Annotated in this window: 15 protein-coding genes; 4 read left to right on the top strand and 11 right to left on the bottom strand. The window is 66.6% G+C overall.

What is annotated here, in order from left to right:
• Positions 1-289 precede the first annotated feature (289 nt).
• The 3 genes from ACOQPC_RS06315 to glmM form a co-directional block, all read right to left on the bottom strand.
• Positions 290-871: a ribonuclease HII gene (locus tag ACOQPC_RS06315; RefSeq protein ID WP_420607788.1), complete on the bottom strand. Its 582-nt coding sequence runs from the start codon at positions 869-871 to the stop codon at positions 290-292.
• Positions 868-1725 carry a bifunctional hydroxymethylpyrimidine kinase/phosphomethylpyrimidine kinase gene (thiD, locus tag ACOQPC_RS06310; protein ID WP_420607787.1) on the bottom strand — a complete coding sequence of 286 codons (858 nt, stop codon included), beginning with the start codon at positions 1723-1725 and terminating at the stop codon, positions 868-870. The genes ACOQPC_RS06315 and thiD overlap by 4 nt, the downstream gene beginning before the upstream one ends.
• Before the next feature lie 103 nt (positions 1726-1828).
• Positions 1829-3169 (bottom strand): phosphoglucosamine mutase, encoded by a 1341-nt coding sequence (gene glmM, locus ACOQPC_RS06305; protein WP_420607786.1) that lies wholly within the window; start codon positions 3167-3169, stop codon positions 1829-1831.
• Positions 3170-3430: 261 nt separating this feature from the next.
• Between glmM and ACOQPC_RS06300 the strand changes: the two genes are divergently transcribed.
• Together ACOQPC_RS06300 and ACOQPC_RS06295 are read left to right on the top strand one after the other, a co-directional pair.
• Positions 3431-4825 carry an alanine/glycine:cation symporter family protein gene (locus ACOQPC_RS06300; protein WP_420607785.1) on the top strand — a complete coding sequence of 465 codons (1395 nt, stop codon included), beginning with the start codon at positions 3431-3433 and terminating at the stop codon, positions 4823-4825.
• Positions 4822-5814, top strand: coding sequence for an aldo/keto reductase (locus ACOQPC_RS06295; RefSeq protein WP_420607784.1), 993 nt, complete (start codon positions 4822-4824; stop codon positions 5812-5814). Before ACOQPC_RS06300 ends, ACOQPC_RS06295 begins: the two co-directional genes overlap by 4 nt.
• A gap of 198 nt (positions 5815-6012) precedes the next feature.
• On the opposite strand, the gene ACOQPC_RS06290 is transcribed toward ACOQPC_RS06295, so the two are convergent.
• From ACOQPC_RS06290 to ACOQPC_RS06275, 4 genes are read right to left on the bottom strand one after another with little or no spacing between them, the layout of a single operon-like run.
• On the bottom strand, positions 6013-6678 hold the full coding sequence (locus tag ACOQPC_RS06290; protein ID WP_420607783.1) for an NnrU family protein: 666 nt from the start codon (positions 6676-6678) through the stop codon (positions 6013-6015).
• A gap of 31 nt (positions 6679-6709) precedes the next feature.
• Complete coding sequence (locus ACOQPC_RS06285; RefSeq protein WP_420607782.1) at positions 6710-8128, bottom strand: amidohydrolase family protein; 1419 nt, start codon at positions 8126-8128, stop codon at positions 6710-6712.
• Positions 8125-9513, bottom strand: coding sequence for an amidohydrolase (locus ACOQPC_RS06280; protein WP_420607781.1), 1389 nt, complete (start codon positions 9511-9513; stop codon positions 8125-8127). Before ACOQPC_RS06280 ends, ACOQPC_RS06285 begins: the two co-directional genes overlap by 4 nt.
• A gap of 10 nt (positions 9514-9523) precedes the next feature.
• On the bottom strand, positions 9524-11185 hold the full coding sequence (locus ACOQPC_RS06275) for a peptide MFS transporter (protein WP_420608086.1): 1662 nt from the start codon (positions 11183-11185) through the stop codon (positions 9524-9526).
• Positions 11186-11321: 136 nt separating this feature from the next.
• On the opposite strand from ACOQPC_RS06275, the gene ACOQPC_RS06270 reads away from it, so the two are divergent.
• Both ACOQPC_RS06270 and ACOQPC_RS06265 read left to right on the top strand, forming a co-directional pair.
• On the top strand, positions 11322-11924 hold the full coding sequence (locus ACOQPC_RS06270; RefSeq protein ID WP_420608085.1) for a nitroreductase family protein: 603 nt from the start codon (positions 11322-11324) through the stop codon (positions 11922-11924).
• 180 nt (positions 11925-12104) lie between these two features.
• Positions 12105-12452 carry a GntR family transcriptional regulator gene (locus tag ACOQPC_RS06265; protein ID WP_420607780.1) on the top strand — a complete coding sequence of 116 codons (348 nt, stop codon included), beginning with the start codon at positions 12105-12107 and terminating at the stop codon, positions 12450-12452.
• 5 nt (positions 12453-12457) lie between these two features.
• Here ACOQPC_RS06265 and ACOQPC_RS06260 read toward each other — a convergent pair whose 3' ends face one another.
• The 4 genes from ACOQPC_RS06260 to ACOQPC_RS06245 are packed head-to-tail and all read right to left on the bottom strand — an operon-like array spanning position 12458 to position 19134.
• Positions 12458-14377, bottom strand: a complete 1920-nt coding sequence (locus ACOQPC_RS06260) for a tetratricopeptide repeat protein (protein ID WP_420607779.1) — start codon at positions 14375-14377, stop codon at positions 12458-12460.
• Positions 14361-15728, bottom strand: coding sequence for a PEP-CTERM-box response regulator transcription factor (prsR, locus tag ACOQPC_RS06255; RefSeq protein ID WP_420607778.1), 1368 nt, complete (start codon positions 15726-15728; stop codon positions 14361-14363). Before prsR ends, ACOQPC_RS06260 begins: the two co-directional genes overlap by 17 nt.
• Positions 15728-17749, bottom strand: coding sequence for an XrtA/PEP-CTERM system histidine kinase PrsK (prsK, locus tag ACOQPC_RS06250; protein ID WP_420607777.1), 2022 nt, complete (start codon positions 17747-17749; stop codon positions 15728-15730). The genes prsR and prsK overlap by 1 nt, the downstream gene beginning before the upstream one ends.
• A complete protein-coding gene (locus ACOQPC_RS06245) occupies positions 17746-19134 on the bottom strand; it encodes a TIGR03013 family XrtA/PEP-CTERM system glycosyltransferase (RefSeq protein WP_420607776.1) in 1389 nt (462 codons plus the stop codon). The genes prsK and ACOQPC_RS06245 overlap by 4 nt, the downstream gene beginning before the upstream one ends.
• Between the last annotated feature and the right edge of the window lie 68 nt (positions 19135-19202).

Genomic DNA, 19202 nt, shown 5'->3' with positions numbered 1-19202 from the left:
GAGAAGGATACGCAGCCCCGGATTTAATCCGGGGCGGAGTTGCCTGCCCCCGCGAAAGCGGGGGATGAGGGTGGGTGGCGCGCCAGCGCCAGCGATGGGTCGGCGCTACTGGGCGATCCCCTCACCCGGGTCCCCGCAAAGTGGTACTTTGTGGGGTTTCCCCTCACCGGGGTCCCCACAAAGTGGTACTTTGTGGGGTTTCCCTTCACCGCTGCGACCAATTCCCCCGGATCAAGTCCGGGGTCATAAGTCTCGCTCCTCTCCCGCGAGCGGGAGAGGGTTCTGGAACTCAAATCAACACCAGCTGTGCCACCGGCGCGAAACTGCGGCGGTGCAGCGGCGTCGGACCATGTTCGCGCAGCGCGGCCAGATGCGCGGCGGTGCCGTAACCCTTGTTCCGGTCCCAGGCGTAATGCGGATAAGCCTCCGCCGCTTCCCGCATGATCGCGTCGCGATGCTCCTTGGCGACGATCGAGGCGGCGGAGATGCAGCGTTCGGTCGCGTCGCCCTTCACGATCGCGCGGGCGGGCCAGCGCCATTCGGGGCGGCGGCCGTGCGGCGTCAGATTGCCGTCGACCAGCACCTGCACGGGATCGCAGCCATGCGTCCGACACAGCGCCTCGACCGCGCGGGTCATCGCCAGCATGGTCGCCTGGAAGATGTTGATCGCGTCGATCTCCGCGACGCTGGCGAGCCCGACGCCGAAGGCGCAGCGCGCGCGGATACGCGCCGCCAGCAGCGCGCGCTTCTCGGCACTCAGCACCTTGCTGTCGGCGAGCCCCCGGATCGTCTTCGGACACAGCACGACCGCGGCCGCCACCACCGGCCCCGCCAGCGGCCCGCGCCCGGCCTCATCGACGCCCGCGATCACAGTTGGTCCACCCGCACCGTCTGATGCCCCATCGGGCCATTCTCGGCCACGAAATCCGGCGCGGCGCGCAAGGCCGCGCGGACGAAGGCGCGCGCGCGCGCGATGGCCTCGGGCAGGGCCCTGCCCTCGGCCAGACCCATGGCGATGGCGCTGGCCAAGGTGCAGCCGGTGCCGTGATCGTGCGGCGTATCGATGCGCGGCTCGGTCCAGCAGGTTTCGCGGCCGTCCGTATCGACCAGCCGGTCGGTGATCTCGTTCCCCCCGCCATGGCCACCCTTCATCAGCAGCGCGGTGCCATGCGCCAGCACCGCCGCCTCGCCGCCGAGCGCGTCCAACTCGGGCAGGTTCGGGGTGGTGAGCGTGGCGACGTCCATCAGCGCTCCGAACGCCGCGATGGTGGCCTCGTCCGCCAGCACCGCGCCGCTGGTGGCGACCATGACGGGATCGAGGACGATGGGGATGGTGACGCCTTTCTCTCCAATCTCGTCATCCCAGCGAAAGCTGGGATCTCCAGCGTCGCGCTTTTTCGCCCGAGACCCCAGCTTTCGCTGGGGTGACGAAAGCAGAGTTTTCAGCCGCTCCGCCACCGCCATCGCGGTCTCGGCGCTGCCGATCATGCCGATCTTGACCGCGTCCACCCCGATATCGTCCACGCAGGCCGCGATCTGATCCAGCACCATCTGCGCCGGGATCGGATGCACGCCGCTGACGCCGCGCGTATTCTGCGCGGTGACGGCGGTGATCGCGGTCATCGCATGGCCGCCGAGCATGGTGACGGTCTTGATGTCCGCCTGAATGCCCGCCCCGCCCGAACTGTCGGAGCCCGCGATGATGAGGATGCGCGGCGTGGTCATTCCGTATCTCCCCCCTCTCGCTTGCGGGAGGGGCCGGGGGGTGGGACTTTCTTATAGAAGAGCTATGCCCACCCCTAGCCCCTCCCGCAAGCGGGAGGGGGATTTACGCCGCAGCCTTCACCGCCTCGCAGATGCGGTCCACGACCGTCCCGACCTGGCCTTCGTCGTCGCCCTCGGCCATGACGCGGATGAGCGGTTCGGTGCCGGACTTGCGAATGACGAGGCGGCCCTTGCCGTTCAGCTCGCCCTCGGCGTCGGCGATGCATTGCTGCACCGTCTTGTCCTCCAACGGAGAGCCGCCCGCATAGCGCACGTTCTTCAGCAGCTGCGGCACGCGTTCGAACAGATGCAGCAGCTCGCTGGCGGGCTTCTGGTGCGCCACCAGTTCGGCCAGCACCTGCAGCGCGGCGATGGTGCCGTCTCCGGTGGTGGCATGATCGAGCAGGATCATGTGGCCCGATTGCTCGCCGCCGACATTCATCCCGCGCTTGCGCATCATTTCGAGCACATAGCGATCCCCAACCTGCGCGCGAACCAGCTCCAGCCCCTCGCCCTCCAGAAAGCGCTCGAGCCCCAGATTGCTCATCACGGTGGCGACGATGCCGTCGCCGCGCAGCAGGCCATTGCGGCTCCAGCTGCGCCCGATCAGCGCCATGATCTGATCGCCGTCGACCTGCCGCCCCTGCTCGTCGACCACGATCAGCCGGTCGGCATCGCCGTCCAGCGCGATGCCGATATCGGCGCCTGCGGCGACCACGGTGTCCTGAAGCGCCTCGATATGGGTGGAGCCGCACGCGTCGTTGATGTTTTTGCCGTTCGGCTCGACGCCCAGCGTCGTCACCTTGGCACCCAGCTCCCACAGCGCGGACGGCGCGACCTGATAGGCCGCGCCGTTCGCGCAATCGACCACGATATGCAGACCGTCGAGCCGCACATCCTGCGGCAGCGAAGCCTTGACCGCATGGATATAGCGTCCGCGCGCGTCCTCGACCCGGCGGGCGCGACCGATATCGGGGGCATCGGCTAGCGCGATATCGCCGCCCGTCAGCAGCGCCTCGATCGCCGCCTCGTCCCGGTCGGAGAGCTTGAACCCGTCCGGCCCGAACAATTTGATGCCGTTGTCCTCATAAGGATTGTGGCTGGCCGAGATCATCACCCCCAGGTCCGCGCGCATCGAGGCGGTCAGCATGGCCACGGCCGGCGTCGGGATCGGGCCGAACTGGATGACGTCCATGCCCACGCTGGTAAACCCGGCGACCAGCGCGTTCTCCATCATGTAACCCGACAATCGCGTATCCTTGCCAATCACGACGCGATGCTTGTGATCGCCGCGCAGGAAATGCATGCCCGCGGCCTGGCCGACCTTCATCGCGATTTCGGGCGTCATCGGCGCCCGATTGGTGCGGCCGCGGATGCCGTCGGTGCCGAAATAACTGCCTGGCATATACGCTCCCATTGGCTGGCGGGCTTGTCGGTAGGTGACGCTCTTACAGACAGAATCCCGTCATTGCGAGGCCGGAGACGGCAATGATCTCCCCTCCCCTTCAGGGGGGGGCCGGGGGTGGGGGCCATCGATCAAGCGATGTGCTTTGGTGATAATCCCCACCCCTAACCCCTCCCCTGGAGGGGAGGGGGACAAAAGCTCGCCTCGACCTCGCGCGCCCGCCGCTCTAGGGCGGGCTATCCAGCGGGGAAAATTGCACGCATGTTAACGATACTCAACCAGGCGATCGACGGCCTGTCGACGCTCGTCTTCACCCAGATCACCCTGTTCGGGATATCGATCGAGCTGGTGGTGCTGTGGCTCGCCGTCCCGATGGTGTTTTTCACCGCCTATCTGGGCTTCGTCAATGTCCGCCATCTGGGCACCGGCTTTACGATCGTGCGCGGGCGGCTGGGGCAGAAGGACGAACCGGGGCAGATGAGCCAGTTCTCCGCGCTCACCACCGCGCTGTCGGCCACCGTGGGCCTGGGCAATATCGCGGGCGTCGCGATCGCCATCACCACCGGCGGGCCGGGCGCGGTGTTCTGGATGTTCGTGATCGGCTGGTTCGCGATGACGCTGAAATGCGCCGAGGTGACGCTGGGCCTGAAATATCGCGAGGTCGATGCCGACGGCGAAGTGCGCGGCGGGCCGATGTATTCGATGAAGAATGGGCTGAAGGGCCGCGGCTGGGCCAAGACAGGCCTCGTCATGGGCGGGGTCTATGCGGTTTGCGCGCTGCTCGGCGCGATCCCGCTGATCCAGGTCAACCAGAGCTACGTCGCGGTGGCCGACGTGTTCGGCTTCGCCCAGACCGACGGCAACGCGTGGATCTACGGAGGCGTCATGGCCGCGCTGGTCGGGCTGGTCGTGATCGGCGGCGTCGGCTGGCTGAGCCGCGTCACCTCGCTCGTGGTGCCCGCCATGGGCGCGATCTACCTGATCGGCGTGCTGGCGATCCTCGTCCTCGGGTTCGAGCGGATACCCGGCGCGCTCGCCCTGATCGTGAGCGACGCGTTCACCGGCCAGGCGGTGGCGGGCGGAGCGGTCGGGGTGTTCGTGATCGGCATGCGCCGCGCGGTCTATTCGTCCGAGGCGGGGATCGGCAGCGCGGTCATGGCCCACGCACAGGCGCGCACCAAGGAACCCGCATCCGAGGGACTGGTGGCGCTGATCGAACCGTTCATCGACACCGTCGTGATCTGCTCGCTGGGCGCGCTGGCGATGGTCGTCGCGGGCACGTATACGGGCGATCTGGAGGGCATCGAGGTGACCGTCGCCGCCTTTGCCACCGTGGCCCCGTGGCTGGTCTATCTCCTCGCGGCCGCGGTGTTCCTGTTCGGCTATTCGACGCTGTGCGCCTGGGGCTTTTACGGGCAGCAGGCCTGGGCCTATCTGTTCGGCCACGGCGCGGCGGCGCGGCGCATCTACAAGGCGATCTACATCATCGGGCTTCCCGTGGGCGCGGTGCTCGATCTCGGTCAGGTCGTCAAACTGGTCGACAGCGCATTCCTGTTGATGGCCCTTCCCAACATTCTTGCGTTATATCTGTTCGCACCGGAAATCAGGCACGAGATCACCGGCTATCTCGCGCGCAGGAAGGAACTCACGGCATGAAGACCCGCACCCTCGGACAGGACCTCGAAGTGTCGGCCCTCGGCCTCGGCTGCATGCCGATGAACGGCATCGGCGCGGGCATGTACGGGCAGGCCGACCGCAAGGAAAGCTTCGCGACGATCGACCGTGCGATCGAACTGGGCGTCACTTTTTTCGACACCGCCGAGGTCTATGGACCGTACACCAACGAGGAACTGCTCGGCGAGGCGATCCGGGGCCGGCGCGACCGGCTGGTGATCGCCACCAAGTTCGGCTTCGACATCCAGGACGGCGAGACCAGGGGCACCGACAGCCGCCCCGAAAATGTCCGCGCCGCGGCCGAGGGCTGCCTCAAGCGGCTCGGCATCGACGTGATCGACCTCTATTACCAGCACCGCGTCGATCCCGACGTGCCGATCGAGGAGACGGTCGGCGCGATGGCGCGGCTGGTCGAAGAGGGCAAAGTGCGCCACCTGGGGCTGTCCGAGGCGAGCGCGGACAGCATCCGCCGTGCGCACGGCGTCCACCCGATCACCGCGCTGCAGAGCGAATATTCGCTGTGGGAGCGCACGATCGAGGAGGAAATCCTCCCGCTGGTGCAGGACCTGGGCATCGGTTTCGTACCCTACAGCCCGCTAGGGCGCGGTTTCCTGACCGGCCAGATCAAGCGCTTCGACGATCTCGGCGAGGACGATTATCGCCGCAAGGACCCGCGCTATCAGGGCGAAAATTTCGACAAGAACCTGGAGCTGGTGAAGGTGGTCGAGGGTGTGGCCGCGCGGCACAAGCGCTCGGCCGCGCAGATCGCGCTGTCATGGCTGCTGCACCAGGGCGATTTCATCGTGCCCATCCCGGGCAGCAAACGCCGCGCGACGCTGGAGGATTCGATGGCGGCGGTCGATATCGAACTGACCGACGAGGATTTGCTCGAGCTCGACGAAGCCGCGCCCGTCGGTGGTACTGCCGGTCCGCGATACGGCGAACGCATGATGAGAATGGTGCGGAAATGACATACCCCTCTCCCGCTTGCGGGAGAGGAGCGAGACTTAACGAACGCAGTGAGTTTAGTCGCAGCGGCGAGGGCGACTGCACAGAGCGAACTCAGTCGATGGCGCTGACGCGCCACCCACCCTCATCCAACTTCGCCTAGCGAGCAAGCTCGCAAGGCTTCGTATCCTTCTCCCGCCGAAGCGGGAGAAGGTTTAACACTAAACCCACCGAAAAATCCCCGCGCCCGCAATCCCGAACCAGCGGTGCCCGTACATCGCCACCAGCCACAGCAGCGTGCCGCCGATCAGCGCCACGCCGCCCGGCATCGCGAAGCCGCGCGCGAACGGCACGAAACTCGTCTTCGAGACCCAAGCCTTCCAGTCCGCTCCCATCAGCCGTTTCTTCTTGCCGTCCTGCAGCGCCGCGCCGGCCAGCGCGAGCAGGATGATCGCGCCGCACAGAATGAAATTTTCGGCGCGCGGCGCGATAAGGATATGGACCAGGCCCCACAGGGCGAAGGACCACATCATCGGATGGCGGGTGATCCGGAACACGCCGCGGGGCTGCTTCGCCGCCAGCCGGTTCGCGCCCGATGCGGGCAGCGCCGGGTTGCCGATCAGCGATCCGGCCAGCAGCACCGAGGCGATCCACATCAGGATCGTCGCGGCGATCCAGACACCGTCACCGGCATCCCATGCGGCAAGGCCATAGGGCACGGCGCGATAGGCGATCACCATCCAGACGAAGGTGGCGATGGAAATCAGCGAATAGACGCCGAGAAAACCCCGCTCCCCCAAAGCCCCGACCATCGGACGGCGCAGCGGGTGGCTCATCAGGAAATGCGTGCCGACGAAGGCGATGGCGGCGATCCAGAGCATGGTCATCCTCGCATTCTCCCTTCGCCGCCCGTCCGATCTAACGTTCGTACGCCTTGGGCAGCGCCCCCTCCTGCGGCGTGCGATAGCGTTCGCGCAGCCGTGCCTGGCGGTTGTCGAGCGATTGCTCCACGCCGTCGATCCACACCCGCTCGGGCGCCGAACTGAGCTCGAGCGGATCGCCGGACCATAGCACGACATCGCCCGCCGCACCGCTGCGCAAATGGCCGAGACGATCGCCCACGCCCATGATATCGGCGACATCGCCGCTAATGGCCGCGAACGCCTCGTCCCAGGTCAGGCCGTCGGCGCCCGGCACCCGCTGCAGCCCGACCAGATTGCCGGCATATTGCGGCGCATAGCGCAGCTGGTGCGCGTCGTTGTCGTCGATCATGCCGATCGCCACCTTGACGCCGGCACCCCGCATCCGGCCGATGTTCGATTGCGTCGCCGCCAGCCGCTCGAACGAGGCCGGCAGATCGTTGAGCGCGGAAGCGATCACCGGCACGCCCGCCGCGGCGATCCGGTCGGCCACGCGCCAGCCCTCGCTCGCGCCGACGAGCACCAGCCGCAGGTTCGGGAATTCCTGCCGCAGCTCCAGCGTGCGCAATATGTCGTTGGCGCTCTCGACATGGACCAGAAGTCTCTGACGTCCCTGCACCACCGGCACCAGCGCGGCGGCGTCGAAGCGCGTCAGCAGCACGTCCTGCGGCCGGTCGACGTTCGATTCGAGCATCCGCAGATCGGGCGATTCCTGCGCCAGTTGCTGTCCGTCCGGCGCTTCGGACGCGGCGCCGCCGCGGATGTTCAGCCGGCCGCCATAACCCTGCGCCTCGCGCAGCGCGTTACGGAACAGCGCGTGCGTCGCGGCGCGGCTGCCGCCGGCCTCGCGCGCGCCGTTCTCGCCCATCTCGACGAACTGGAACGCCCGGCGCACCGTGACCGCGTCGAAATCCTCGCCCAGATCGACCAGCGCGCCCTGGCCCGCAAAAATGCTGGTGGCGGCGGCCGGCGAGACCACCGCGCGGGTGACCCCGGCGGCGCGGCTCACGGCAAAGGCGCTGTCCGACGGGTTGATGGCGGGCGCGACGTCGATCGACGCGTTGAACGGCGAATTGCCGGCCTCGGTGTCGTTGGTGCCCGAAACCGCGTCGACCTCGACCAGCCCGACGCGGCTGAAGCCGGCGAAAATGCCGGGCGTCACATATTTGCCGCCCGCATCGATGCGCTCGGCCCCGGCGGGCACCGTTACGTTCCGTCCGGCGGCGACGATCCTGCCGTTCTCGATGACGACGGTGCCGTTGTCGACCGGCGCGCTGCCGTCCCCGGTGACCAGTTTGGCGCCCGTGATGGCATAGGTTTGCGCCGCGAGGGGAGCGGCGGCGAGCAACGACAACGATAATATCGCTGCGAATCCAAAAACCCGTCGGAAGTTGTTTGTAACCCGCAGACCGCTCATTTCACGTCTCCCGCGCCGGGCTGGCCGAGTTCGAAATCGCTGACCGGGCGGCGCGCCGGATCGTCGGCATCGTATAGCAGCGCCCCGTCCACCCAGACCTTTTCGGGCCGCGAATAGACGCTCAAGGGATCGCCGTTCCACAGCACGACGTCGGCCATCTTGCCGGGCTTCAGGCTGCCGGTCATCTTTTCGATGCCCAGCGCCTTGGCCGCGTTGTAGGTCAGCCAGCGGATCGCCTGCGCGTCGGAAATCTCGATGCCCATGCGCCGCCCGTCGGCGAGCGCTTTTGCCGCCTCCTGGTTGAGACGCTGGATGCCGTTCTCGTCGTCCGAATGGATGATCACGCAGGCGCCGGCGTTCTCCAGCAGCGCGGCGTTTTCCGGGATCGCGTCATAGGCCTCCATCTTGAAACCCCACCAGTCCGCCCAGACCGCCGAGCAGATGTCGTTTTCGCGCAGCAGATCGGCGATCTTGTAGCTTTCGACCGCATGGTGGAAGGCGGTGACCTTGTAGCCGGCCTCCTTGGCCATATCGATCACCTGCGCCATCTCGTCGGCGCGGTAGCAATGGTTGTGGACCAGGATCCTGCCGTCCAGCACACCCGCCAGCGTCTCCTTGCCGAGATCATATTTATGCTTGTCGTCATCGCGATAGGCGCGCGCGTCGGCCCAGGTCTGGCGGTTGACCGCGAAATTGCCCATACGGGTGGACGGCTTGCGGCCGCGACCGCCATAGACCCGCTTGGGATTTTCGCCGCACGCCATCTTGAAGCCGTAGGGCGCGCCGGGAAATTTCATGCCCTGCACGGTGCGCGAATAGACGTTCTTCAGCACCACCGAGCGCCCGCCCATCAGGTTGGCCGATCCCGGCAGGATCTGCAGCGCGGTGATGCCGCCATTTGCCATCGCGCGGCTGAAGCCGGGGTCCTGCGGCCAGACGCTGTGCTCGGCCCAGACGTCCGGCGTGGTCGGATCGGTCGCCTCGTTGCCGTCCGAATGCGCCTCGACGCTGGGGCTCGGATAGACGCCGAGATGGCTGTGCACGTCGATGATGCCCGGCGTCACGAACTTGCCGGTGCCGTCGATCTCGACCGCGCCCGACGGCGCCGCCAGATCGCCGTCGCCGACCGCGATGATCTCGCCGCCGCTCATCACCACCGAAGCATTGTCGAAGCGCGCGCCCTCGCCGTCATAGACGGTGACATTGCGCACCACCGTCGGGTTCGACGGATAGGCGTGGTAGGTGGAGGCGAACGCCGCCTCCCCTTCGGCCAGTGCCGTCGGCGCGCTATCGTCCTTGTCCGATGCGTTGCCCGGCCGGTCGCCCGATGCCGCGCAGCCGCCCAGCGCGATCAGCAATGCCGCCGCGATCCCCTGTATTTTCATAGACCTGCCCTCAAGCGCCGCGGGTGGTGGGATGGATGCCGGCCGCCTGCGGTTCGCCCGCCTCGCGCTGGCCTTCCAGATCGTCGCCGACATCGTCGTCGGTCAGCTTGTCGAGATGCATCAGCTTCTTGACCAGCGGGCTGACCAGCACGACGACCACGCCGATGCCGATCGCCAGGAGGCCGATCGACCAGTAGACGTCGAGCGCGGCTTCGCGCGTCATCTCGCCCCCCTCGCCTTCGCCCATGATCGAACCGAGCAGCCCCGCGACGAAATTGCCGCCCGCGGTGCCGAAGAACCAGCCGGCCATCATCAGGCTGGCCATATGGGTGACCGACAGCCGGTTCATCGCGGACAGGCCGACCGGGCTGAGGCACAACTCGCCGGTGGTCGAGAAGAGATAGAAGAGGAAGATGAACAGCACCGGCACCAGCGCCGATGCGCCGATCGAATTGGCCCCCCAGACGAGCACGACGAAAGCGAAGCCCATCTGGAAGATGCCGAAGCCCATTTTGGCGGGCGTCGACGGCTCCCAGCCCTTCCTGGCTAGAAACGGCCAGAGCGCACCGAAGATCGGTCCGAGCAGGATGATGTAGATCGGGTTGATCGACTGGAACAGCGATGTCGGCACGCCCGCCCGGTCGACGAAGCGCTCGGTGAACAGGTTGATCGACCCGCCCGCCTGTTCGAACAGGCCCCAGAACACCGGCTGCAGCAGGATGAAGAAGATCATCGCGAACACGCGGTCGCGCGCGTCCTTGTCGAGCTTGAACGCTTCCTTCAGGACATAGATCAGCAGCGCCGCTCCGGACAGGAGCATCAGCCAGCCGACCACCGACTGATACTGGATCAGCGCCCAGATGATCGCGATCCCGACGAAGCCGAGAACGTACAGGAACCACTCCAGCTTCAGGCCCATCACCGACTGCTTCAGCCTGGACGGCACCGGCGGTTCGCCGCGCCCGAGCAGCAGCGGCTTGCCGACCACGAAGACGACGAGGCCGAGCAGCATGCCGATGCCCGCCGCGCCGAAGCCGTAGGACCAGCCGATCGTCTCGCCGAGATAGCCGGCGATGATCGTGCCGACTGCGGCACCGACGTTGATGCCCATGTAGAAGATGGTGTAGGCGCCGTCGCGGCGGATGTCGGTGCGCGGATAGAGCTGCCCCACGATCACGGAGATGTTGGCCTTGAGGAAACCCGAACCGACGATGATGAAGCTGAGTGCCAGCCAGAAGACGTTGAGCGCGGGATCGTTCTGATAGCCCGTGCCATTGCCCTCGAACGCCATCAGGAAATGGCCCATGGTGAGGAGCACGGCGCCGAACAGCACCGCCTTGCGCTGCCCCAGATAACGGTCCGCCAGCCAGCCGCCGAGCACCGGCGTGATATAGACCAGCGAGGTATAGGCGCCGTAGATGAAATTGGCGTCGCCGTCGCTGTAGAGCCAGTGCTTGACCAGATAGAGCGTGAGCAGCGCGCGCATGCCGTAATAGGAGAAACGCTCCCACATCTCGGCGAAGAACAGGATGTAGAGCCCTTTGGGATGGCCGGCGAACTCTTGCCTGGGCTGGGTGACCGCATAGGCGCCCACGCACAGGAAGAAGATCAACGCGGTCGAGCCGCAAGCGGCGATCCAGTCGCCTTCGTTCCACAGACCGATATCTTTCAAGCCCACGCAAAACCCCTCTTCTGATGTCTGTCCGCCCGCGCTTGTCGCGGGTCATATGGCGGCGCAACCTAACGTAAAAATTGCGGCTGTGAAGAAGATTGTTGCCGAAGCGCGCTCGCGTCTCCACCTTCGGGTCATGACGTTCAACGATCTTTCCTCCCCGCTCAGCTACTTGACCACCCGCCGTTCGGCCAAGCCGCGCGAGCTGGCCGGACGGCGTCCGGACGCCTCGGAAATGCGCGACTTCGCGAGGATCGCGGCGCGGTCGCCCGATCATGGCAAGCTGGCGCCTTGGCGCTTTACGATCGTGCCGGAGGAACAACGCCGGGCCTTTCGCGCCCTACTCGAAAGCGCTTTCCTCGGCGCCAATCCGGATGCGCGACCCGCTTCGGTCGAGGCCGCGTGCCAATTCGCCGATTACGACGCCGCGCTGATGATCGCGAGCTTCGAACCCGTCGACAGCGCCAAAATCCCGCGGTGGGAGCAGGAGCTCAGCTGCGGCGCGGCGGTGATGAACCTGTGCCACGCGGCCCATGCGTCGGGCTATGTCTGCGGCTGGGTCACCGGCTGGGCGAGCACCGATCCGATCGTGACCACGGAATTTTGCGGGGATAGCGGGCGGATTGCGGGGATCGTCTTCATCGGCTCGCCGGGCGCGCCGCTGGAGGAACGGCCGCGGCCGGAGTTGGACGAGGTGGCGCGGGTTTGGGAAGCAAAAACAGCTCCGCCTCACAGTTGATCGTCATTGCGAGGCCGCAGGCCGAAGCAATCCAGGGCCGCTGCAGCGCTGCATCCGCTCTGGATTGTCGCGTCGCCCCGGATCAAGTCCGGGGCTCCTCGCAATGACGGGTTGAGCAACAAAGAAACCAACATCCTTCCCCCTTGACCCGACCCACTGTGTTATGGCACTGATCCAGTCATGGCCGAACCGCAAAAACCCGTCTATCTTCGCCTGCGCGACGTGATCGCCGCTTCGATCCTGGACGGCAGCTTCGGTGATGGCGACGCGCTCCCCTCGGTGCGCAGCTTCGCCGCCGATCAGGGCGCCAATCCTTTGACCGTGGCCAAGGCCTATCAGACGTTTCAGGATCAGAACCTCATCGAGGTGAAGCGGGGCATTGGGTTGTTCGTGGCGCGCGGCGCGCGCGCGCGGCTGCGCCAGATCGAGCGCGCGCGGTTCCTCAGCGAGACCTGGCCTCCGGTGAAAGCGCAGATGGACCTGCTCGAGATCGATTTCGCCGACCTGCCGGAGCGCGAGCGCGCCTGATCGGTTCAGGAGGGGTTCTCGGCCGCCGTTTTCGCCAATGCCAGATGCTGCCGCGCAAGCGCGTTGCCCGGTAACATCGCCACCGCCTTTTCCAATATTTCCACCGCCTCGTCGGCCTCGCCCACTTCGAGCGCGATATAGCCATAGACGTTGACCGCGACGGGATTGCCCGGCTGCACGCGATAGGCCATGCGGGCATGAGAGAGCGCCTTGGCGGTATCGCCGTTCGCCAGCAAGGCGCGGGCGTAATCGGTCTGCAGCAACGCGTCGTTCGGTCCCAGCACCGCGATCAGATCGCCGTAAAGCGCGGCCGCCGCATCATTCGCTCCCATATTGAGATAATAGCCCGCGAGCATCCTGCGCGCGGACAGGTCCGCCGGATTGAAGCGCAGGAAGCGCGTCAGCACGTCGCGCACGGTCGCCAGATCGTTGGCGCGCTGCGCCAGCTGCACCATCCGCATCATCAGGGGCGGCGAGAAATCGAGCGCTTCGGCGCGCGCATAGGCGTCCATCGCCCCGCCTGCGTCCCCGGTCTCGGCGAGCAGATCGCCGACCAACACATGCGCATCGGCGACGCCCGGATTACGAAGCTGCAGGTCGCGCGCCAGCGCCAGCGCGCCGTCACGATCACCCTCGGCCAGGCGCGCGCGCACCGCCGCCGCCGGGCCATCGCCCGCCGCGGAAGCTATGGCCGAAGCCGCTTCGCCCGAAATCTGCGAGCGATCGAGCATCGTCATGGCATCGTCACGCTCGCCCATCGCCTCGAACGCGCGCGCCAACAGCAATTCGCCATAGCTGCCGCTGTCCGACGCCGTATCGCCGGGAAGCTTGCCGGCCGCGCCATGGGCATCGCCCGCACGGTATAGCGCGCGCGCCGCAAGCACCCGCGCGCGCGGGTTGAGCGGCTGCATCTCCGACAGGCGCGACCACAGCCCCGCCGCGATCAGATCATTGCCGAGACCATATTCCACGCCGCCGCTCAGGAGCAGCATCGCGGGCAAATCGTCCATCCGCCCCCCTGTCTTGGCGATCAGCCGCTGGGCCAGCGCGAACTGGTGCGCGCGCGCCGCGATCACCGCCTGCATGTAGTAGCTGCGCGGATTGTCCGGCTCGAGCGCGGCGATCCTGCGCGCCACCTTGAGCATGTCGGCATGCCGCCCGAGATCGCCCAGCGTCGATCCATATTCGACCAGCAGCGGCACATCGTCCGGTGCCTCGGCCAGCCCCTGTTCGAACCAGGGCAGCGCGGCCGCCAGGCCATATTGAGACCGCACGAGGCGCCCGCGGAACTCCAGCGCGCGGACGTTGCGCCCGTCGCTGGCGATCGCGCGGTCGGCGGCCTCGATCGCGCCGCCCATATCGCCCGCCACCAGCCGGAAGCGGCCGACATCGGTCCACAGCAGCGCGTCGTCGCCGCGCTCGGCCAGCGCCCTGTCGAACGCGGCGCGCGCGGCGTCCATATCGCCTTTGTCGAGATAGACGCGGCCCGCGATACGCGCGGCATAAGCGCGATGTTCAGGCGTCACGTCGTCCGCTTCGAGCTGCGCCAGCGCATCATCGTAACGCCCCTGCAGCCAGTAGGATTCGCCAAGCAAATGGCGCAATTCGCCGACCTCGATGCCGAGCTTGGCCGCCTTGTGCAGCTCCGTCTCGGCGCCGACCGGATCGAACAGGCGCAGATCGCTGATCGCCAGCGCGACATGCGCGGGCGCCCAGTCCGGGTCCTGTTCGATGGCGTTCATCAGTTCGATGCGCGCGGCGCGGTGATTCTGCGCATCGGCAAAGCTTTGCGCGCGGGCAAAGGCGGGCGGCGCCGCAGACGCGTTGTCCGCGGCGGCGAGCGGTAGCCCCGTGGCCAGCAGCCCGAGCGCCGCCAGCCACAGGACTAGGGCGCGGCGGGGCCGGTGTTCAGCCCTGCAGCTCATATTGCTTCAGCAGATCGTAAAGCGTGGGGCGGCTGATGCCGAGCAGCTTGGCCGCGTTCGAGATGTTGCCCCCGGTGCGCGCGATGGCGCGGCGGATCGCCTTGCGATCGGCGATTTCGCGCACCGTCTTCAGATTGATGAGGTCCCGGTCGTCATCCGCTTCGGGCGCGTCGAGGTCGAGATCGGCGGCACGGACACGCTTGCCCTCGGCCATGATCACCGCGCGCTTCATGCGGTTTTCCAGCTCGCGCACATTGCCCGGCCAGGCATGCGCCTCCAGCGCGGCGACCGCATCGGGCGCGAAACCGGCCACGCGCGGGTTCATCTCGGCGGCGAACCGGCCGAGGAAATGCCGGGCGAGCAGCGCGGCGTCGCCGGTGCGTTCGGCCAGGGTCGGGATCGGGACGACGATCTCGGCGAGCCGATAATAGAGGTCTTCGCGAAAGCTTTCCTCGGCGATCATTGCCGCCAGATCGCGGTGCGTGGCGGTGACGATGCGCACATCGACGGGGATCGCCTTGCGTCCCCCCACCCGCTCGATCACCCGCTCCTGCACGAAGCGCAGCAATTTGACCTGTAGCGCCAGCGGGATGTCGCCGACCTCGTCCAGAAACAGCGTGCCGCCCCCGGCCAGCTCGATCTTGCCCTCGACGGTCTTGACCGCGCCGGTGAACGCGCCTTTTTCATGGCCGAACAGTTCCGCCTCGAGCAGCGTCTCGGGGATCGCGGCGCAGTTGATCGCCACGAACGGTCCGTCCGCACGGTCGCTCGCGGCGTGCAATCCCTTGGCGAGCAGTTCCTTGCCGGTGCCGCTGGCGCCCTGCAGCATCACCGACACCTGCGTGGCGGCAACACGTTCGAGCGTGCGCAGGGTCTTGGTCATTTCCGGCGCTGCGGTCATCAGCCCGCCGAACGGCCCGCCCTCGGCCGTTCCCGCTTCGCTGAGCCGCCGATTTTCCTGTTCGAGCGCACGCACGTGGAAGGCGCGGCGAACGATCAGATGAAGCTCGTCGATATCGATCGGCTTCTGATAAAAATCCCACGCGCCGCCCGCGATCGCGGCCTGCGCGCTTTCGCGGCGGCCATGGCCGGAAGCGACGACGACCTTGAGGTCGGGCTTCAATCGCAGCATCTCGGCGAGGGTGGCGAAGCCCTCGCTGGTCCCGTCCGGGTCCGGCGGCAGGCCGAGATCTAGCGTCGCCACCTGCGGCTCTTCCGAACGCAGCAGCGCGATCGCTTCCGCCCGGTTGCCGGCGGCGACCACGTCCCAATCCTCATAGGCCCATTTGAGCTGGCGCTGCAGCCCCTCGTCGTCCTCGATGACGAGCAATTTGGCTTTGGGCTCGGCCATCAGGCGGCTTCCTTTCGGGCATGGTGGTCGGCCAGCGGCAGCGACAGCGTGAAGGTCGAGCCATGGCCCGGACGGCTGATCGCGGTTACCTCGCCGCCCATCGAGCGCGCCAGCGTGCGCGCCTCATGGGCGCCGATGCCGAAGCCGCCTTCCTTGCTCGACTGGAACGGGCGGAACAGCGCCTCGCTCATGAACGCTTCGTCCATGCCGCAGCCACGGTCGATCAGATCGAGCCGCACCTGTCCGCCGCCCAGATGGCTGCGAAAACATATCGGCGAGCCCGCCGAACTTGCATCGACCGCGTTCTGCAGCAGATGCGTCAGGATGGTGCGCAGCCGGTCCGGGTCGGCGCTCACCGCCAGGCCGCGTCCGACTTCGCTGAGGTCGACCGGGTGCCGGGTGCCCGCGATGGGCACCAGATCGCGGACGATCTCGGTCAGCAGTATCGGGCGAAGCTCTGCGGCGGGTGCGGTGCCCTTGCCGTCGAGCCGCGCGAGCAGATCCTGCATCTTGGCCGAAGAGCTTTTCAGCGTGGCGATCATGTCGGCGCGAAATTCGGGATTTTCGGCATGGCGCTCGGCATTGCGGGCGAGCAGGGCGAGCTGGCTGACGACATTCTTGATGTCGTGCATCACAAAGGCGAAGCGGCGGTTGAACTCGTCGAACTGGCGCGTTTCGACCAGCCGTGCCTGCCCCTCTGCCTCGGCCAGATAGCTCGCCGCCTGGCGCCCCGCGGCGCGCAGGATATCGAAATCCTCCCAGTCGAGCGAGCGCGCCTGCTGCGGACGACCGAGCAGCGCCAGCCCGACCAGCCGGCCGAGATGGACGAGCGGAACGATCGCGAAGATGCGCCCCTCCAGCGTTACCGCGTCGGGCAGCCAATCGGCTTCGATCCGCCCGTCGACGCCCGCCCGGATCGCATCGCAATCGGCGATATAGCCGCTGCTCTCGAACAACGCGGTCGCCGCTTCGGCGAAGGGTCCGGGGATGTCGCCATCCCAATTCCAGCGGCCCCCGGCGCAAAATCCGTTGGCGCCGGAGCGCAGCAGCAACAGGCCCTCGGGCGCGCCGAGCACGTCGGCGAGCGCCTTGGCCACGCGCGCGCCCATTGCAAGATCGGTGCCGCCGGGCGCGCCCACCGTATCGGCGAAGCGCATCCATTCGGTGCGATAATCATAGCGGTGGCGGAAGAAATGCTTGGCGATGTGCACCTTGATCGAGGCGCGCAAACGGTCGGACGGGATCGCCGGCAGCGCGGCGAGCGACATCACGAACATAATCAGCAGACCCGCCGCCCCGGACAGCTTGCCCACGACCGCCGCCAGCAGCATCGCCGCGCCCAAATAAAGAGCGATCACGCCGATCGAGGCGAAACGGAACGCCGCCTGATGCGACAGCGCGAAACGCCAGCGCGCGCTGTCGCGCAAGGCGTAGGCGAGCAGGGGCGCCATCATCGCCAGCGCCAGGCCGCGCGCAGACAGCAGCAGGCCGGGGCCATAGCCGGGCAGCATCGCGAACAGATACATCCCCAGATCATAGGTCCAGATCGCCGCCAGAGTCGCGAGCGCCAGCGCCATCCCGCTTTGCCTGCGAGCGCCCGCCAGATGATAGAGATTGTGCACCAGCACCAGCGCACCGACCGCGAACAGCATCCGCAGCGACGCCTCCAGCGGGCCGATCGGCTGATCGCGAATGAGGTCCCAGATCGCCAGACCCATGAGGACATAGAGCAGCACGCCGATCAGCGCGCCGATCGTGGCCGGGGCTTTGCCGGTGCGGCGCACGATCGTGTAGAGAAAGGCGAGCCAGCCCAGATTGCGCAGCGTCTCGCCCAGCGACGCGGCGAGCGAAGCGGGTCCGGCGAGCGCGACCGAAATGCTCCAGCTCGCGGTCAGCAGCAATGCGGCAATCAGCGCCTTGTCGGGCGCGCGTCGCCCTTTACCGCGATGATGCAGCCAGATCGCCAGCGCGGTAAAGGCGAAGGCGGATAGCCCCCCGCTCCAGAAGGCGAGATCGTTCACCGCGCGCCGTCCGGCCACAGCACCACGCGCAGCGTCTGGAGCAGGATCAGCAGGTCCAGGAAGGGCGTATAATTCTTGGCGTAATACAGGTCATATTCCAGTTTTTGCCTGGCATCCTCGACACTGGCGCCATAGGGATAGTTGATCTGCGCCCAGCCGGTGATGCCCGGCTTCACCATGTGGCGTTCGGCATAATAGGGCATTTCGCGTTCCAGCTCGGACACGAATTCGGGGCGTTCGGGGCGCGGACCGACGAAGCTCATCTCGCCCTTCAAAACGCTCCACGCCTGGGGCAGTTCGTCGATGCGCACCTTGCGGATCAGCCGGCCGATGCGGGTGATGCGCGGATCGTTCTCGCTCGCCCAGATCGCCTTGCCGTCCACCTCGGCATCGCTGCGCATCGAGCGTAGTTTAAGGATCTGGAAGCTTTCGCCAAACAGGCCGACACGGCTCTGACGGAAGAAGGCCGGGCCCTTGCTCTCCAGCTTCACCAGCAATGCGAACAGCAGGATCAGCGGGCCGGTCAGCAACAGCAGCGCGCCGCTCGCGGCCACATCGAAGCCCCGCTTGGCGATGGTCGAGAGCCGGCGGCCCGAGGAGAAGCCGTCGGAAAAGATCAGCCAGCTCGGATTGACGCTGTCGAGATCGACCCGGCCGGTCTCGCGCTCCAAAAAGGTCGACAGATCGTTGACGTGCACGCCGGTGGTCTTGATGCGCAGGAGATCGTCGAGCGGCAACGCGTTGCGGCGCTCCTCCAGCGCCAGCACCACCTCGCTGGCATTCATCTTGACCACGAATTTCTTGAGATTCTTGATCGCGCCGCGGGCGATCGCTTCCTCGACCACCTGTTCGCCCTCGCTCATCGCGATATAGCTGACGACGGTGAAACCGCTGCCGGTGCGTTCTTCGAGCAAGCGGATACGATCGGCGCGCTTGCCCGCGCCGAGCACGATCATGCGCCGCTTGAACGCTTCGCCGCCGATCAGGCTGCTGAGCAGCACGCGGTTGGTGAAGATCAGCAGGAACGAAATGACCATCGCGTAGAGCGAGATCGAGCGCCACAGCGTTATGCCGGGAAAAGCGAACGCCAGGATCGCGAGAAGGATGATGCCGAGCGACACCGCGACCAGCCAGCGCGCGGTGGCGAAGCGAACCGATTGCAGAGCCTGCGGACTATAAGCGCCGACACCCACCGCGGCGAGTTCGAGCGCGAGACCAAAGCTGAACAGAGAAGCCGCGCGATCGCCGATATGGCTGAGTTCCATACCGATTTGATGGGCGCGCAGCGCCCAGCCGATCTCCGCCGCCGCGATCAGCAGGACGAAGTCGATGAGACTCAGAAACAGCACCGCATGCGGCACATAATGTTTGAACAACCTGACCACGGATGCCGATCGACCTTTCTTGTGGTCCGGCAGCGTTATACGCCAGGCGTGAAATGTCGGTTAACTTT

Source organism: Novosphingopyxis sp. (assembly GCF_965218915.1).
In the GTDB taxonomy this organism is placed as follows: Bacteria; Pseudomonadota; Alphaproteobacteria; order Sphingomonadales; family Sphingomonadaceae; genus Novosphingopyxis.
This window is presented reverse-complemented; position numbering and strand designations above follow the sequence as displayed.

What these genes read in the sequence shown, in the direction of transcription:
- ACOQPC_RS06260 (WP_420607779.1), bottom strand. Translation starts at nt 14,377, where the DNA reads ATGAGCTGCAGGGCTGAACACCGGCCCCGCCGCGCCCTAGTCCTGTGG.
- prsR (WP_420607778.1), bottom strand. Translation starts at nt 15,728, where the DNA reads ATGGCCGAGCCCAAAGCCAAATTGCTCGTCATCGAGGACGACGAGGGG.
- thiD (WP_420607787.1), bottom strand. Translation starts at nt 1,725, where the DNA reads ATGACCACGCCGCGCATCCTCATCATCGCGGGCTCCGACAGTTCGGGC.
- ACOQPC_RS06270 (WP_420608085.1), top strand. Translation starts at nt 11,322, where the DNA reads ATGACGTTCAACGATCTTTCCTCCCCGCTCAGCTACTTGACCACCCGC.
- glmM (WP_420607786.1), bottom strand. Translation starts at nt 3,169, where the DNA reads ATGCCAGGCAGTTATTTCGGCACCGACGGCATCCGCGGCCGCACCAAT.
- ACOQPC_RS06285 (WP_420607782.1), bottom strand. Translation starts at nt 8,128, where the DNA reads ATGAGCGGTCTGCGGGTTACAAACAACTTCCGACGGGTTTTTGGATTC.
- ACOQPC_RS06290 (WP_420607783.1), bottom strand. Translation starts at nt 6,678, where the DNA reads ATGACCATGCTCTGGATCGCCGCCATCGCCTTCGTCGGCACGCATTTC.
- ACOQPC_RS06280 (WP_420607781.1), bottom strand. Translation starts at nt 9,513, where the DNA reads ATGAAAATACAGGGGATCGCGGCGGCATTGCTGATCGCGCTGGGCGGC.
- ACOQPC_RS06300 (WP_420607785.1), top strand. Translation starts at nt 3,431, where the DNA reads ATGTTAACGATACTCAACCAGGCGATCGACGGCCTGTCGACGCTCGTC.
- ACOQPC_RS06295 (WP_420607784.1), top strand. Translation starts at nt 4,822, where the DNA reads ATGAAGACCCGCACCCTCGGACAGGACCTCGAAGTGTCGGCCCTCGGC.
- ACOQPC_RS06265 (WP_420607780.1), top strand. Translation starts at nt 12,105, where the DNA reads ATGGCCGAACCGCAAAAACCCGTCTATCTTCGCCTGCGCGACGTGATC.